Consider the following 15,825-nt stretch of genomic DNA (forward strand, 5'->3'; position numbering starts at 1 on the left):
GGACCGGACGGGAGGTGGCACGCGGTGCCGCTGGTGGACAACGTGGTGTACGTGGAGGGCCGGCGCGCGTCGACCCCGGAGGACCTGGACGAGACCTACGCGGTGATGCGCGGGCACGGCGGGATGGCCTGGATCGGCCTCTACCGCCCCGAGCCGCCCGAGGTGCAGTCCGTGGCCGCGGAGTTCCGGCTGCACGATCTCGCGGTGGAGGACGCCCTGAAGGGGCACCAGCGCGCCAAGCTGGAGCGCTTCGGGGACACCCTCTTCGTGGTGCTGCGCCCGGCCCGGTACCTGGACGACGTCGAGAAGGTCGAGTTCGGGGAGCTGCACGTGTTCGTGGGCCGCGACTTCGTGGTGACGGTCCGCCACGCCGAGTCCCCCGACCTGGCCGCGGTCCGGCGCCGGCTGGAGGCCGCCCCGGAGCTGCTGGGCGCGGGCCCGCAGGCCGTGCTGTACGGGATCCTCGACGAGGTGGTCGACGGCTACGCCCCCGTGGTCGCCGGTCTCGAGAACGACATCGACGAGATCGAGGACCAGATCTTCGGCGCGGACCGGGACGTCTCCCGCCGGGTCTACGAGCTCTCCCGGGAGGTCATCGAGTTCCAGCGCGCCGTCCACCCGCTGGTGGCCATGCTGGAGGCCCTGCAGCTCGGGGCGGAGAAGCACGGACTGGGCGTCGAGCTGCAGCAGCGGCTGCGGGACGTGCAGGACCACGCCATCCGGGTGGGGGAGCGCGCCGACGCGTTCCGCGTGCTCCTGCAGAACGCCCTCACGGTGCACGCGACCCTGGTGGGGCAGCGGCAGAACGACGAGATGCAGCGGCTCACCGAGTCGGCCCTGGCGCAGAGCGAGGAGGTGAAGCGGATCTCCTCCTGGGCCGCGATCCTCTTTGCCCCGACCCTGGTGGGCACGGTGTACGGGATGAACTTCGAGCACATGCCCGAGCTCGCGTGGCCGCTGGGCTACCCGCTCGCGCTGCTGGCCATGCTCGGCATGGGGGTGGCCCTCTACGGGGTGTTCAAGTGGAAGCGGTGGCTCTGAGAGGCGGCCTCAGATGCTGTGGCGCATCGCGCGGATCCCCACGGCCAGGCCCAGGGCGGCCAGCAGGACCGCCGCGAGGGCGCCGGCGGCCACGGCCGGCTCGCCGAACTGGCCGTTGAACAGGGCCCGCTCCGCGTCGACCATGTAGGTGAGCGGGTTGAACCGCGAGAGCACCTGCATCCACCCCGGACCGGCCTCGAGCGGCAGGAGCATCCCGGACAGCAGCATGAGGGGGAACAGCAGCCCCTGCTGCACGGTCCAGAACATCCAGTCCCGGTTCCGGGAGACGATGGCCAGGGCGTAGCTCAGCGCCCCCAGCCCCACCCCGAAGACCGCGAGGATCGCCAGGCCCACCGCCATGCCGGGCAGGGACGGGCGGAAGCCGAAGAACGCGGCGACCCCGGAGATCACCAGGGCCTGCAGCACCAGCGGCACCATCTCCTTGCACGCGCGCCCCACCATGAGCGCCGAGCGGGACACCGGGGCCACGAGCATCCGCTCGTGCGCCCCGGACTGGATCTCGAACAGCAGGTTCGAGCCGGTCATGGCGGTGCCGAACAGCGCGATCATCACCACGATGCCCGGCACGAACCACTGGAACGCCTGGTCCAGGGGGAGCCCGGTCATCCCGCCCAGGAGCGGGCCGAAGAAGGCGAGGAACATCAGCGGCTGCATGAGCGAGAAGACCAGGCTGAAGGGGTCCCGGATCACCGGCCGCAGCTCGCGGACGAAGACGCTCACGGAGTCGTGCAGGATCCCCGCCGGGCGGGCCCGTTCGGTGCCGCCGGCGGTCCCGCCGGACGACTCGCGGGTGGTCGGAAGGGTCGTCATCGGGGTGCTCCCACGCTCGGGGCCTCGGCGGCCGGATCGGTCTCGGGGTCGTCCGTCTGCTCCTCGCGCAGGCTCCGCCCGGTGAGCCGGAGGAAGACGTCGTCGAGGGTCGGGCGGTCGAGCTCGGCGGTCCGCACCGTGTGGCCGTCCCGGTCGAGCTCGCGCAGCAGGGCGGGCAGCACGCGCTCGCCGTGGTCGACCGCGACGACGACGCGCGCGCCCTCCCCGGCGGGGGCCGCCTCCGGCTCGGCGCCGCCGGCCCCCGCTGCGGCGGCCGCGCGCCGGACGGCAGCCACGGCGGCCGCCGGGCCGGCGTCCAGGGTGAGGGCGATCCGGTCCCCGGCCAGGTCCGTCTTGAGCCGGGACGCGGTGTCGTCGGCGATGATCCGTCCCCGGTCCACGACCATGATCCGCTCGGCGAACTGGTCGGCCTCGTCGAGGTAGTGGGTGGTGAGGAACAGGGTGGTCCCGTAGCGCCGGCGCAGCCCGAGGATGTGCTCCCACAGGTTGGCCCGGGACTGCGGGTCCAGCCCGGTGGTGGGCTCGTCGAGGAAGAGCAGCTGCGGGCCGGGGATCAGGCCGAGGGCGATGTCCACGCGGCGGCGCTGGCCGCCGGAGAGCTTCATCGTGGGCCGGCGGACGAGGTCGCCGAGGCCGAGGGCCTCCACGAGCTCGTCCACGCGGCGCCGCGTCTCCGCGCGGCCCAGCCCGTACAGGGCACCCTGACTGAGCAGTTCGTCGCGGACCCGCTGGTACTGCCCGGCCCCGTTCTTCTGCCCGATGTAGCCGATCCGGGCGCGCACCTCGGCCGGCTGCCGGGCGACGTCGAAGCCGCACACGGTGGCGGTGCCGCCCGTGGGCCGCAGCAGCGTGGTGAGCATGCGCAGCGAGGTCGACTTGCCCGCGCCGTTGGGACCGAGGAACGCGGTCAGCGTGCCCGGTGCCACGTCCATGGTCAGGTCGACCACCGCCTGGACGGTCCGGCCGCCGGGCCCGCGGAAGCTCTTGCTCAGCCCGCGGGCGCTGATGATGGGTGGGGTGCTCATGGGTCCACGGTAGAGCGCATCCGGGCCGGCGGCCGCCCGCGGGAGGACATGGATTGCGGGACGTGCCGGATCCGGTGCCGCGGGTGCCCCTGCCGGTGCGCGCAGGGGCCGGGCACGGCCGGTCCGCCGGCACCCCGGACGGGGCGCGGGCTCTCCGCATGCCGCGGGCCGGGCGCGGGGACGGGGCGGACCGGGCTTAGAGTCGTGGGCGTGAGCGTCCCCACCACCGCCCTCGATCCCGCACGGGTCCGGCGCGCCCGGATCGCGGTGTCCGCGTTCTTCCTCACCAACGGCGCCCTCTACGCCAACCTGCTGCCGCGCCTGCCGGAGGTCAAGGACGCGTTCGGGCTCTCCAACACCCTCTACGGCCTCGTGGTCGTGGCGTTCCCGCTCGGAGCGATCCTGGTGGGCGCCCTCCCCGCCCGGGCGATCCGCCGCTTCGGCTCCGGCCGGGTGGCGGCGCTGGGCACCGTCCTGCTCTCCGGATGCCTCGCGGCCGCCGGGGCCGGGGCGGGCCTGGGCGCCGGCACGGGGCTGGGCGTGGGCGTGTTCCTCGCGGCGATGTTCCTGGGTGGGGCGCTGGACGCCCACGTCGACACCGCCCAGAACGCCCAGGGGATGGAGGTCCAGCGCGCCCGCGGCCGCTCGATCATCAACTCCCTGCACGCCCTGTGGAGCCTGGGCGCCGTGGCCGGCGGGCTCATGGGCACCGCGGCGCTCGCCCTCGGCGTGCCCCTCGGATGGCACCTGCCGGCGAGCGGGATCGTGTGGAGCGCGGTCGCCCTCGTGGCGCTGCGCTCCGCGCTGAGCCCGGCGGAGGGCCGGGGGCTTCGCACGGTCGGCCCGGACGACCCGCTGCCGGACGACCTGCGCGCGGACGGCACACCCTCGGACGGCACGACGACGACGGACCCCGGCGCCGCCGGCTCCCGGCCGGACCCGGACCCCGGGCGCGGCGGGACGGGGCAGCGCTCGGCGGGGCGCATCGTCGTCGTCAGCCTTCTCCCCGTGGCCGTCATCGCGATGGCCGGGGTCATGGTCGAGGACGCCGGGCAGAACTGGTCGGCGGTGTACCTGAGCACCGAGCTCGGCGCTCCTCTGGCCGCCGCGGGACTCGGGCTCGTGGCGCTCATGGCGGCGCAGTTCGTGGGCCGGATGCTCGGCGACCCCATGACCGACCGCTGGGGGCGCGCCGCGGTGGCCCGCGCCGGTGCCGCGCTGAGCGCGGCCGGGATGCTACTCGTGGTCCTGGCCCCGGTGCCGGCGGCGGCCGTGGCGGGCTTCGCGCTGGCCGGCTTCGGCTGCGCGACGCTCGTGCCCGCGGCCTTCCACGCCGCCGACGACATCCCCGGCCTGCGGACCGGGACCGGTCTGGCCCTGGTCAGCTGGCTGATGCGGATCAGCTTCCTCGGCCTGTCCCCGGCCATCGGCGTGCTCTCCGACGCCGTCGGGCTGCGGGCGGCACTGGTGGTGGTCCCCGTCTTCGCGGTCGTCGCGGCCCTGATGGCCGGCGTGCTGCGGGAGCGCCGGGCACCCTGACCTGGCCCCGGCCCCCGGCACGCCCGGTGTGCCGAGTCCCCACCCTCGGTGCGCCGGGTGCGCCGAGCCCCCATCCCTGGTCCGTTCGGTGCGCTGAGTCCCCACCCCTGGTGCGCCCGAGGTGCCGAATCCCCACCCCTGGTGCGCCCGGTGCGTCGAGTCCCCACGCCGGCGTCGGATCCCCATGGTTGACCGTGGGGATCCGGCGCAGACCTGGGGACTCGGCGAGGTGGGCCGCGCAGACGTGGGGGCTCGGGACCGGGCTCGGCGGGGCCTGCGGGCCGGGGCTATCCTGGAGCCACCATGTTCCACCACTTCTTCCTCTGACGGGCCCGGATCCCGCCGCGCAGCACGTCCGCCGCGGCGGATCTTTCCACTGCCCACCCGTCCCCTCGCCAGGAGCCCCGGCCGTCCGCCGCGCGCCGCTCCGCACCCCGGAGGAAGCATGCCCACCGTTCCCGTCCACCGTCCCGCCGTGCCCGCGGGCGAGCACGCCCAGCTGACCGCCACCGGGATCCGACTGGTCCGCGGTTCCCACGCCGTCCTCGACGGCCTCGACCTCACGATCACGCCCACCACCCGCCTCGGGGTGGTGGGGGAGAACGGCCGCGGCAAGACCTCGTTGCTGGAGGTGCTCTCCGGCGCCCTCCTCCCGGACGCCGGCACCGTCCGCCGCACCGGCACGCTCGCCGTGGCCGACCAGGAGCTGCCCGTGCCGCCCGACGGCACGGTGGGGGACCTCCTGGACCTCGAACTCACCGCCGAGCACACCGCGGTGGCGCAGGTCGAGTCAGCGGCCCGCGCCCTCGCCACGGACGAGCCGGGCGCGGCGGAGGAGTATGCGCAGGCGCTCACGGTCGCCCAGGCCCTCGACGCCTGGGACGCCGACCGGCGGGTGGACCTCGCTCTGCAGGCCCTGCACGCCGTGACCGACCGCTCCCGGGTGCTCGGCACCCTCTCGGTGGGGCAGCGCTACCGGGTGCGCCTGGCCTGCCTGCTCGGGACCGTCCACGACCTCCTCCTGCTGGACGAGCCCACCAACCACCTCGACGCGGCGGGGCTGACCCACCTGGGCGCTGCGCTGCGCGGCTTCCGCGGCGGCGTGGTCCTGGTCAGCCACGACCGGCGGCTGCTGGGGCAGGTCGTCGACACCGTCCTGGACCTGGACCCCAGCCGGGACGGCCGCCCGCGGTGGTACGGCGGCGGGGTGGCGGGCTGGCGCGCCGGCCGGACCGCCGAGCGCTCCCGCTGGGTCCACGACCACCGGGAGCAGCAGGCCGAGCACGCCCGGCTGGCCGGCGACCTCGAGCGTGCGCGCTCCCGCCTGGTCGACGGATGGCGCCCGGACAAGGGCACCGGCAAGCACACCCGCGCCACCCGGGCGCCGGGGCTCGTCCGGTCGGTGCACCGCCGGCAGGAGAACCTCGACCGGCACCGTGTGGACGTCCCCGAGCCCCCGCTGGTGCCCGCGGCGCCGGAGCTGCCGGTGCTGCCCGGCGTCGAGCTGGTGCGGGCCGAGGGCGTCACGGTGCACGGTCGGCTGCTCCGGCCCGTCGACGTGGCGCTGGAGTCCGGGGACCGGCTGGTGGTCACGGGCCCCAACGGGGCGGGCAAGTCCACCCTGCTGCAGGTGCTCGCCGGTGAGTCGGCTCCCGGCACGGGCCGGCGCACCTCCGCACCAGGGGTGCGGATCGGGCATCTGCGGCAGGAGGGGCTCCCGCACGGTGCGCGCTCGGCCCAGGCGGTGTACGAGCAGGAGCTCGTCCGGCTCGTGCTCGCGGGCCGGCTGGCCGAGCACGAGGTGGTGCCCCTGGCCGCCCTGGGCCTGCTGGCGGCGCGGGACCGTGAGCGCCCCGCGGCGGAGCTGTCCGCCGGGCAGCGGCGTCGCCTCGAGCTCGCCGTGGTGCTGGCGTCCCGCCCGCACGTGCTGCTGCTGGACGAGCCGACCAACCACCTCTCGATCGCCCTCGTGGACGAGCTCACCGAGGCGCTCGCGGCCACGGCCGCGGCGGTGGTGCTGACCACCCACGACCGGCAGCTCCTGCGGGACACGAAGGGCTGGCCGCGGCTGGGGCTGTGACGGCCCGGAACCGGGTGGACGGCCGCCCGTGGGCCGGCCCTAGACTGCGGAGCAGAGGGCGGAGGGGACCGCCACCACGCGCCGGGGCCCGGCGCGCCGGGATGCCGAGGAGGACACCATGAGGATCCGCGCTGCCGTCGTCGAAGGGATCGACGCCCCGTTCGAGCTGGAGGACGTCGAGCTCGCCGAGCCGGGCCGGGGGGAGGTCCTGGTCCGCGTCGTCGCGACCGGGGTCTGCCACACCGACGCCATCACCCGCGAGGGCGACATGCCGCTGCCGCTGCCCGGCATCCTGGGCCACGAGGGCGCGGGGGTCGTGGAGCAGGTCGGCGAGGGCGTCACCGCCGTGGCGCCCGGTGACCGGGTGGTCATCGGCTGGCCCTCGTGCGGGGCGTGCCGCAACTGCCTGGACGGCCAGCCCCGGTACTGCCTCCGCACCGGGGAGGCGCTGGTCTCGGGCCGCCGCTTCCGGGGCGAGGACGCCGGGACCTCGGCCTACACCCGGGCCGACGGCTCGCAGCTCTCCGGGCACTTCTTCGGCCAGTCCTCCTTCGCGACCCACTCGATCGTCCTCGCCGACGCACTCGTGAAGGCGCCCGACGACGTGCCGCTCGAGCTGCTCGGTCCCCTGGCCTGCGGGCTGGGCACCGGCGCCGGCGCGGTGCTCAACGAGGCCCGCCCGGAGCCGGGCTCCTCCCTGGTGGTCTTCGGCGCCGGGGCCGTGGGACTCGCCGCGATCATGGCGGCGCGCTGCACCGCCGCCACCACGGTCATCGCCGTGGACCTGCACGACTCCCGGCTCGAGCTGGCCACCCGGTACGGAGCCACCCACGTCATCAACTCCCGCGACACGGACGTGGTCGCGGAGGTCGCCCGGATCACCGGCGGAGCCGCCGACTACGCCTTCGAGTGCACCGGGGTGGTCCCGGTCGTGGAACAGGCCGCGGAGTGCGTGGGCATGCTGGGCACGCTCCTGCTCATCGGCGGGGCGCCCGCCCAGGCGCGCTTTAGCGTGGACCACCTGCGCACGCTGTGGGGCAAGCGGATCCTGGGTGTGCTGGGCGGCGGCAGCCGCACCGGCAGGTTCATCCCCGCCCTGATCGACCTGCACCGGCAGGGCCGGTTCCCGTTCGACGAGCTGGTGCGCTTCTACGAGTTCGAGGAGATCGAGCAGGCCCTCGCCGACAGCCGGTCCGGTGCCGTGGTCAAGCCGGTCCTGCGGATGCCCCGCTGACCCGGCGGTCCCGTTCCCGTGCCGGGTCCGGGGACGCAGCGCAGACGGTTCAGTCGATCCGCAGCTCGTGGACGCCGCGCTCGAGACCGAGCTCCACCGCGGCGATGACGTCGTCCACGTTGTGCCCGGGCGGCAGCCGGGGCGGCAGGCCGGTCAGGGCGCGGTCCACGAGCCCGGTGTCCATGTGGGGCAGCCGTGCGTCCACCACCGCGATCCGGCGACGGCGCAGCTCCCGCCGCAGCGACCCCAGCCAGGAGGCCATGGCCGCCTTGCTGGCGGCGTAGCCGGCCATGCCGGCCAGCGGCAGCTCCGCGACCACACCGGTGAGGACCGCGACCGCTCCGCCGTCCGCGACGTGGGGCAGGGCCGCCCGGAGCACGGCCATGGGCCCGAGGGCGTTGACCTCGAACAGCTCCTCCACGACGGCCTCGTCCTCGTCGACGGCCGGACCGAACGCGGCGACGCCGGTGGCGATCACCACGGCGTCGAGACCGCCGAGCTCCTCGGCCGCCCGGCGGACCACGGCCGCGGCCTCGTCGTGGTCCACGAGGTCCAGGGCGTGGGCCGCGCGCAGGCCGAGCCGGCGCCGCAGCTCCTCGGCGTCCGCGGCGGAGCGGCCGGTCACCACGATGTCGGTGGTGCGCTCGCCCAGCCGTTCGCACAGCCGCTGTCCGAGGACGCCGGTCGCCCCCACCACGAGGATCCTCGCGCCGTTCAGGTCCATGATCCCACTCCTGCCCCCGGTGCGGCCCCGGGACGGGGCCGTGCTCCGAGCGTACCCAGACGCTCCGACAGCGCCCAGTGCTGTGCAGTTCCACAACGATCGCCCGCCGCCCGTCGCCCACCGTTGTCGGATGCGAACCGACCGGCGTAGATTGCAGTCCTCGGGGCCGGGCCGGGCGGACGCCCGCGCGCTGGTGCTCCGCGATCGGGGGGTCCATCCACATGTCACCGACCACGTCAGGTTCGGCCCGGGCGCTGGGCGCCGCGGCCGCGGCCCTGCTCTTCCTGGCCTCCTGCGCCGCCCCGACCGGCGGGGAGCCCTCGGGGGAGGGCACCGGCGCCACCGGTTCCCCGGCAGCCACGGCGGCCGAGTCCCCGACCGGCTCGGGACCGGCCACGGAGTCCCCGTCGCCGGCCTCGGCGAGCCCGACCGCCGATCCGACCGGGAGCCCGACGACCGGCCCCACCGCCAGCCCGACCGCCGGCCCCACCGGGACGCCGACGGCTGGGCCGACGGAGAGCCCCACCGCCACACCGACCTCGGGCCCCACGGGCTCACCGGCTCCCGCGGAGCGCGTGACGTACTCGGGCACGGCCGCCGACGCGGCCTTCGCCTTCGAGCTGCCCGCCACGTGGCGGGTGGACGGGGAGTTCTCGGGCGTCGGCGGCACGGTCACGGTCGTCGGCCCCGACGGCGCACCCCTCGGCTACCTGACGGTCCTCCAGGCGTGGGGCGCGGAGTGCGGGCCCGACTGCACCCAGCCGGCAGTGGTCCACCTGGGCGACGTCCCGGGCGAGGCGGCGCTGTCCAGCAGCGGCGAGTTCGTGGTGCGCTCCGTGGCCATGGACCTCACCTCCTCGCCCCGGCTGCGCAACGTCAACGGCTGGCAGGACAACGTGCGGCTCATGACGTCGCTGACCGACGCGGACACGCCGCCGCCCACCGCGATGCTGCCGCACGTCATGTACGGCCTGGGGCTGGTCGAGACGGGGGTGGTGGCGTCCAACGGCATCACCTACCGGACGGTCATCTTCAGTTCCGCGCACGACTTCCCGACCGTCGCGGCGGCCGAGGAGTACGTCGCGTCCGAGGAGCACCAGCAGATCCAGGCCATGATCGCCTCGTTCCGCGCCTGAGCCGCCCCGCTCCCGGCGTCGTCCCCGCATCCCCCGAAGTCACCGGTCCGACCCGGGACACCGGCCTGTGTGCTTTGATCTCGGGCACATCCGGTGCGTTCGCGGAGGATGCGGGAAGAGCGGGGGCGGGTCAGGCGGGGGTGTACCCCATCCGCCGGCTGACCCGCAGGCCGGCCTCCTTGAGGTCGTCGACGAGCTCGGCCATGTGCTGGTCCGTGAACCGGAACGCCGGGCCCGACACGCTGATCGAGGCGACGACCGTGCCGAGATGGTCGCGCACGGGCACGGCCAGGGAGTTCAACCCGATCTCGAACTCCTCGCACGCGATGGCGTAGCCCCGGGCGGCCACGTCGATCAGCTGCCGTTCCAGCTGCTTGCGCGAGGTGATCGTGCGGCCGGTCAGGGCCCGCAGTCCCTGGGACCGGAGAACGCGGGCCCTGTCCTCGGAAGGGAGCCCGGCGAGGAGCACCTTCCCGCTGGCGGTGGCGTGCAGAGGGGTCAGGCTTCCGATCCAGTCGTGCATGCTGAGCGCGGAGGGCCCCATCTCCTGGTCCACGTTGACGGCCTGGCCCTCCCGGAGGACCGCCAGGTTGACCGTCTCGGAGTGGGTCCGAGCCAGCTCGCGGATCTCGTCGCGCGCCTCGGCCACCACGCTCAGCCGGCCGGGGATCGCGTGCGCCAGCCGCAGGATCCCGAAACCGAGCTGGTACGGGCTCCCGTCGCTCGGATGGTGCACCAGGCCGCGCAGCTCCAGGGCGCTGAGCAGGCGCGAAGCAGTGGACTTGTGCACTCCCAGCTCCGCGGCCACCTCGGTCACCGTCGAACCACCGGTCCGGGCGAGGACCTCGAGCACCGTGATCGCCCGGTCGACGGACTGGACGCCGCCCGGAGTCACCCCGTCGGAACCGTTCTGCTCCGTCCCGGCGTCGGAGGTCAGCAGAGGTCTGGGGGCTTGTGGGGACATGACCCCATGGTAGTCATCCGTCATGGTCGTGCTCCGTCCGCTCGGCTCGTGGGCGCCGGCCCCGGCGAGGCCGGCGCCGGGGGCGTGCTGCCGGGCCGGCAGCACGCCCCGTCATGAGAGGTCCGCCCCCTTCCGCCGGGAACGGCCGTTCTGCTGGGCATAGATCGGCTGGCCGGCGGCCGTGGCGTCCACGGCCCGGAACTCTGCTGTGTGCGGATCCGTGCTCTCCCGGGTGACCAGGGTGAACTTCTGGTGCCCGTACTCGTCGACGGCGTGGCGCACCGCGCGGTTCATCACGGACTCGGACAGGCGCTTGCGCAGCCACAGGGGATCCCGGCGCAGGTCCCGGGCCAGCGCGAAGCACAGCAGGAGCATCACCAGGATGAACGGCAGGGCGGAGACGATCGTCATCCGCTGCAGGCCGCCCAGGGCGGCGGCGGGGTCGTCGCCGCCGGCGAGGAGCATCACCGCGGCGACGCCGCCCATGAGCACGCCCCAGAAGACGATGACGGGGCGGGAGGGCTCCAGGCTGCCGCGGGAGCTGAGCGAGCCGGTCACGATGGACGCCGAGTCGGCGCCCGTGACGAAGAAGATCCCGGTGAGCACCATGGCCAGCACGGCGAGGCCGACGGTGACGGCCTGCGGCAGGTCCAGGCCGGTGAACATGTCGTAGATCGCGCTGTCGAAGGAGATGGTCGGGGACCCGTCCACCACCGTGGCGATGCCGTCGCCCGGGTCCGGTGTGGCGTCGGCGCGGCGCTGGATGTCGATGGCCGTGCCGCCGAAGACGGCGAACCACAGCAGGGACACCAGCGAGGGCACCACGAGCACGCCCACCACGAACTGGCGGATGGTCCGGCCCCGGCTGATCCGGGCCACGAACATGCCCACGAAGGGAGTCCAGGACACCCACCAGGCCCAGTAGAAGATGGTCCACCCGGAGAGCCACTCGCGCATCCCCTCGTCGCCCACGGCCTCCGTGCGGGCGGACATCTCCGGCAGCATCTGCGCGTAGGAGCCGACCGAGGAGGGAATGAGGTTGAGGATGAAGACGCTGGGGCCCACCACGAAGATGATGACCGCCATGATCAGGGCCAGAACCATGTTGGTGTTCGAGAGGAACTGGATGCCGCGGGCGATGCCGGAGACGGCCGAGGCCACGAAGCAGAACGTCAGCACCGCGATGACGACCACCAGCATCGGGGTGGTCACCTCGGCGACGACGCCGTTGAACTGCAGGCCGCTGCCGATCTGCAGGGCGCCCAGGCCGAGCGACGCGGCGGTGCCGAACACGGTCGCGAAGATGGCGAGCATGTTGATGATCTTCCCGCCGACGCCGTCCACGGCTCTGCGTCCGAAGATCGAGACGAACGCCTCGGAGAGCAGGTTCTTGCGGCCCAGACGGAAGGTGCCGTAGGCGATGGCGATGCCGACCACCGCGTACATCGCCCACGGGTGCAGCGTCCAGTGGAACAGGGACGTGGCCATCGCCGCCTCGATGGCCTCGGCCGTCTGCGCGTCGGCCGTGGCCGGCGGCGGGGAGATGTAGTGGTAGAGCGGCTCGGCCACGCCGTAGAACATCAGGCCGATGCCCATGCCGCAGGCGAACATCATCGAGATCCACGACACCGTCCGGAACTCCGGGCGCTCGCCGTCCTGGCCCAGCGGGATGTTGCCGAACCGGCCGACGGCCAGCCAGAGGACGAAGACGACGAACAGGGAGGCCAGCAGCACGAAGAGCCACCCGGTGCTCTCCAGCACCCAGGCCAGCGCCACCGTCGAGGCGTTGGACAGGCTCTCCGTGCCGAGGAACCCCCAGAGCACGAACGCGACGACGAGAGCGCCGGTGACCACGAAGATGGTCCGGTCGAGGCCTTCCAGGCCGGTGCGGAAGGACTTGCGCCGCTCGGCGACCCCGTCCTTCAGCTCGTCGAGGATCGCGGCCTCCTCGGCCTCGGTCTCGTGCAGCAGGGTCGTGTCGTCCACGGGCGGTGTTGCGGACGGTGCCGCCGGCTCCTCGGCCTGCCCCGGGTCCGTGCGACAGTCGTCGCTCATCGGACCTTCTCCGGCCTCGTCGGGCGGGGGACGGGGACGACGTCGCCGACCTTGTCGGTGATCCAGTCGTGGAAGGCGCCGATGTGGTGCTCGGAGGGGACGAGGACCCCGCCGCCCGCGTAGATCCTGGAGTTCATGGCGGGCTGGCAGCGTTCGCAGGCGTCGAAGTCCTGCTGGTTGACGCGGTGGAACAGCTCGACCGAGGCGGAGACGTCCTTGCCGGACTCGACCACGGAGGGCAGGTAGAGCCAGTCGCACTCCACGACGGTGTGGTCGGGGGCCATCGGGAACATGCGGTGGATGATGACGTGGTCGGGCACGAGGTTGACGAACACGGTGGGCTTGACGGTGATCGCGTAGTAGCGGCGGTCGTGGTCGTCGTCCACGCCGGGAAGCTTGTCGAGTCCCTCGGAGCCGTCGACGGTGAAGCCGGCGACGTCGTCGCCGAACTCGGCGCCGTGGCCGACGAAGTACTGGGCGGCGAGTCCGTCGGCGAACTCGGGCAGGACCTCGGTGAGTTCGGGGTGGATGGTGGCGCAGTGGTAGCACTCCATGAAGTTCTCGATGATGAGCTTCCAGTTGGCGCGCACGTCGTAGGTGATCCGCCGGCCCAGGGCGAGGTTGGCGATGTCGTAGCCCTCGATGGCCTGGGTGTCCCCGAGGCGTTCTTGGATGTCGCCCATGACGTCCTCCTCGAAGGACGGAGGGTTCTCGGCCAGGCAGACCCAGACGTAGCCGAGGTACTCGCGGACCGGGACGGTGACCAGGCCGTATTCCTGGCGGTCGATGTCGGGCATCTTGGTGAGGTTGGGGGCGGCGATGAGCTTGCCGTCGAAGTCGTAGGTCCAGGCGTGGTAGGGGCACTGGAAGGAGCGTGCGGCCTCGCCGGTGTCCTCCATGCACAGCTTCACGCCGCGGTGGCGGCAGATGTTGTAGAAGGCGCGGATGCCGTGCTTGCGGTTGCGGGTGATGATGATGGACTCCCGGCCGATCTGGACGGTGCGGTAGGCGCCGGGCTTGTCGAGGTCGGCGGCGCGCACGGCGCAGAACCACATCTGCTCGAAGATGCGTTCCTGCTCGGCGCGGAAGACGGCCTCGTCCACGTAGGTGGAGCCGGGCAGGGTGGAGATCAGGGACTCCGAGACAACGTTGGTGGGCAACACGAACTCCTGGGGTCGGACAGCGCGCAGGGCGCGGGGTGGAATGGGGAGGAGGAAGGACGGTCGGGCGCGGGCGGTCAGGCCGCGACGGGCTGGGCCGCGCCGAGGGCAAGCTTCTCGAGGGTCTTGCGCCAGCGGCAGAAGAGTCTGGTCTGGTTCCAGGCGAGCACGGCGACCGGCTCGTTCCCGGAGTAGTAGACGGCCAGCAGGGAGTCCTGGTCCGGGCCGCCGTGCTCGTAGGCCACGCGGTCGGCGCGCGAGGCGTCGCCGGCGAACTGCAGCCGGGTGCCGTACTGGTCGGACCAGAAGTACGGTGGCTTGACCGCGGGCAGCCCGGCCCGGTCGACGCCCAGCAGGGCGCCCACGGCCACCGCCGGGCGCTCGGCGGCCCCGGTCCAGTGCTCCACCCGGTGGTGGCGGCCGGTGCGCGGATCCCACCACGCGGCGCAGTCCCCGACGGCGACGACCCCGGAGATGCTGGTGGCCCCGACGGCGTCGCAGAGCACGCCGTTGCCCAGCTCGATCCCGGAGCCCTCCAGCCAGGCGGTGTTCGGCACCGCGCCGATGCCCACGACCACCACGTCGGCGGGCAGCACCCGTCCGCCGGCCAGGCGCACCGCGCTGACCGACCCGCCGGTGAGCTCGAAGTCCTCGATGTCGACTCCGCAGACCAGCTCCACCCCGGCGCGTTCGTGCAGTCCGGCGACTGCTCCGCCCAGCTCGGTGCCCAGGGGCCCGCACAGCGGGGTGGGGGACTTCTCGAGCACCGTGACCTCCAGGCCGAGGGCGTGCGCGGTGGAGGCGACCTCCGCACCGATGAAGCCGGCGCCCACGACCACGAGCCGCCGTCCGTGAGCCAGCAGTCCGCGCAGCTTCTGCGCGTCGGCGAGGGTGCGCAGGCTCACCACGTTCGCGGCGCCGGCGATCTGCGGCAGCGACCGGGGCGAGGCACCGGTCGCGATCACCAGGCCGTCGGCGCGCACCGAGCGCCCGTCCTCCAGGTGCACCAGGCGGGTGGTCGCATCGAAGGACGCCGCCCGGGTCCCGAGGACCCACTCGGCCTCCAGGGCCTCGTCGTCGGTCTCCAGCGCGAGGTCCTCGATCCCGAGCCGGCCGGCGAGGAAGTCCTTGGACAGCGGCGGGCGGTCGTAGGGGCGCTGAGGATCATCCCCGATGATCACCAGTCGTCCGGCGAACCCGAGGCTCCGGGCGGCCCGGGCGGCCGACAGGCCTGCCAGTGACGCTCCGACAATGACGAGGGACTCCATGGGGGGACCCCTTTCCGATCTGTGGTCTCCAGTGAGCCGGAGCAACGACGACGGAGTTCTCGGTCTCCGCCCTTCTGTGCGTGTCGTGCAACACGGTTCACGATGTGAGGATCAGCGTGAACCTCGTCACCGGCTCCGTCAAGGGGTCCCGTCGGTTCGGCCCGAGAAATTCACACTGCGTCCCTTTGCGACTCGGCGCAGTGGTCCGGACGGCGCACATCTCTTGACAGCGTCGGGAACGTGTCCCCACGCTTGTTGCACATTGCAACGCCTGTTGCTCATGGTGAGCCAGTTCGGCCGGAGCGGATGCGCTCGGCACGGCAGGCCCGTCCTCCTCAGGAAAGGATCCGATCCGATGCACAAGGCCTGCCCCCTCAAGGACCTCGCACCCGGTGACGCCCTGCGCCTCGACACCGTCCCGCCCATCGCCGTGTTCCACACGGAGGAGGGCGAGCTGTTCGCCCTCGACGACACCTGCACCCACCAGGACGCCTCGCTCGCCGACGGCTGGGTGGAGGACTGCGAGGTCGAGTGCCCCTTGCACGCGTCCAAGTTCAACCTCCGCACCGGCGCGGTGGACGCACCCCCGGCCAAGCTGCCGGTCCGAACCCACAAGGTGGCCGTTGTGGACGGCGACATCATGGTCGAGGAGTCGAGTGAGGCACCGAACCTGCCTCCCGGGCTCACCGCCCACGGCCACGAGTCCCAGTCGAACTGAACCCCGGTCGACCCCCGCACGACACCCGC

The 15,825-nt window shown here is 73.5% G+C and carries 13 protein-coding genes; 6 read left to right on the top strand and 7 right to left on the bottom strand.

All coding sequences use genetic code 11. The annotated features are described in order from the left end of the window. Positions 1-24: 24 nt before the first annotated feature. Complete coding sequence (locus ACPYN7_RS11780; RefSeq protein ID WP_058872993.1) at positions 25-1,041, top strand: magnesium and cobalt transport protein CorA; 1,017 nt, start codon at positions 25-27, stop codon at positions 1,039-1,041. A gap of 9 nt (positions 1,042-1,050) precedes the next feature. On the opposite strand, the gene ACPYN7_RS11785 is transcribed toward ACPYN7_RS11780, so the two are convergent. Together ACPYN7_RS11785 and ACPYN7_RS11790 are read right to left on the bottom strand one after the other, a co-directional pair. Then, a complete protein-coding gene (locus ACPYN7_RS11785; protein WP_082696934.1) occupies positions 1,051-1,872 on the bottom strand; it encodes an ABC transporter permease in 822 nt (273 codons plus the stop codon). Next, positions 1,869-2,918 carry an ATP-binding cassette domain-containing protein gene (locus ACPYN7_RS11790; protein WP_424347779.1) on the bottom strand — a complete coding sequence of 350 codons (1,050 nt, stop codon included), beginning with the start codon at positions 2,916-2,918 and terminating at the stop codon, positions 1,869-1,871. Before ACPYN7_RS11790 ends, ACPYN7_RS11785 begins: the two co-directional genes overlap by 4 nt. 210 nt (positions 2,919-3,128) lie before the next feature. Here ACPYN7_RS11790 and ACPYN7_RS11795 point away from each other — a divergent pair, with 210 nt between their 5' ends. The 3 genes from ACPYN7_RS11795 (at position 3,129) to ACPYN7_RS11805 (ending at position 7,771) form a co-directional block, all read left to right on the top strand. Continuing rightward, positions 3,129-4,457 carry an MFS transporter gene (locus tag ACPYN7_RS11795; RefSeq protein ID WP_058873228.1) on the top strand — a complete coding sequence of 443 codons (1,329 nt, stop codon included), beginning with the start codon at positions 3,129-3,131 and terminating at the stop codon, positions 4,455-4,457. Positions 4,458-4,902: 445 nt separating this feature from the next. Then, positions 4,903-6,537 carry an ATP-binding cassette domain-containing protein gene (locus ACPYN7_RS11800; protein WP_424347780.1) on the top strand — a complete coding sequence of 545 codons (1,635 nt, stop codon included), beginning with the start codon at positions 4,903-4,905 and terminating at the stop codon, positions 6,535-6,537. A 118-nt stretch (positions 6,538-6,655) separates the two neighbouring features. Beyond that, a complete protein-coding gene (locus tag ACPYN7_RS11805) occupies positions 6,656-7,771 on the top strand; it encodes an NAD(P)-dependent alcohol dehydrogenase (RefSeq protein ID WP_424347781.1) in 1,116 nt (371 codons plus the stop codon). A 49-nt stretch (positions 7,772-7,820) separates the two neighbouring features. On the opposite strand, the gene ACPYN7_RS11810 is transcribed toward ACPYN7_RS11805, so the two are convergent. Continuing rightward, the gene (locus tag ACPYN7_RS11810; RefSeq protein WP_424347782.1) at positions 7,821-8,495 is read right to left on the bottom strand and encodes an SDR family NAD(P)-dependent oxidoreductase; all 675 of its coding nucleotides are present in this window, start codon (positions 8,493-8,495) and stop codon (positions 7,821-7,823) included. Between the two features lie 221 nt (positions 8,496-8,716). Between ACPYN7_RS11810 and ACPYN7_RS11815 the strand changes: the two genes are divergently transcribed. After that, positions 8,717-9,631 (top strand): hypothetical protein, encoded by a 915-nt coding sequence (locus ACPYN7_RS11815; RefSeq protein WP_424347783.1) that lies wholly within the window; start codon positions 8,717-8,719, stop codon positions 9,629-9,631. A gap of 130 nt (positions 9,632-9,761) precedes the next feature. Here ACPYN7_RS11815 and ACPYN7_RS11820 read toward each other — a convergent pair whose 3' ends face one another. The 4 genes from ACPYN7_RS11820 to ACPYN7_RS11835 form a co-directional block, all read right to left on the bottom strand. Next, positions 9,762-10,595: an IclR family transcriptional regulator gene (locus tag ACPYN7_RS11820; RefSeq protein ID WP_082696965.1), complete on the bottom strand. Its 834-nt coding sequence runs from the start codon at positions 10,593-10,595 to the stop codon at positions 9,762-9,764. A 111-nt stretch (positions 10,596-10,706) separates the two neighbouring features. Further along, positions 10,707-12,650 (bottom strand): BCCT family transporter, encoded by a 1,944-nt coding sequence (locus ACPYN7_RS11825; RefSeq protein ID WP_424347784.1) that lies wholly within the window; start codon positions 12,648-12,650, stop codon positions 10,707-10,709. Further along, positions 12,647-13,810: an aromatic ring-hydroxylating oxygenase subunit alpha gene (locus tag ACPYN7_RS11830; protein WP_424347785.1), complete on the bottom strand. Its 1,164-nt coding sequence runs from the start codon at positions 13,808-13,810 to the stop codon at positions 12,647-12,649. Before ACPYN7_RS11830 ends, ACPYN7_RS11825 begins: the two co-directional genes overlap by 4 nt. A gap of 77 nt (positions 13,811-13,887) precedes the next feature. Then, entirely contained in the window at positions 13,888-15,078 is a 1,191-nt protein-coding gene (locus tag ACPYN7_RS11835) for an NAD(P)/FAD-dependent oxidoreductase (RefSeq protein ID WP_424347786.1), read from the bottom strand. Positions 15,079-15,433: 355 nt separating this feature from the next. Here ACPYN7_RS11835 and ACPYN7_RS11840 point away from each other — a divergent pair, with 355 nt between their 5' ends. Beyond that, complete coding sequence (locus ACPYN7_RS11840) at positions 15,434-15,796, top strand: bifunctional 3-phenylpropionate/cinnamic acid dioxygenase ferredoxin subunit (protein WP_058873001.1); 363 nt, start codon at positions 15,434-15,436, stop codon at positions 15,794-15,796. Positions 15,797-15,825: the final 29 nt, after the last annotated feature.

The organism is Kocuria sp. CH-021, from assembly GCF_049716185.1.
In the GTDB taxonomy this organism is placed as follows: Bacteria; Actinomycetota; Actinomycetes; order Actinomycetales; family Micrococcaceae; genus Kocuria; species Kocuria cellulosilytica.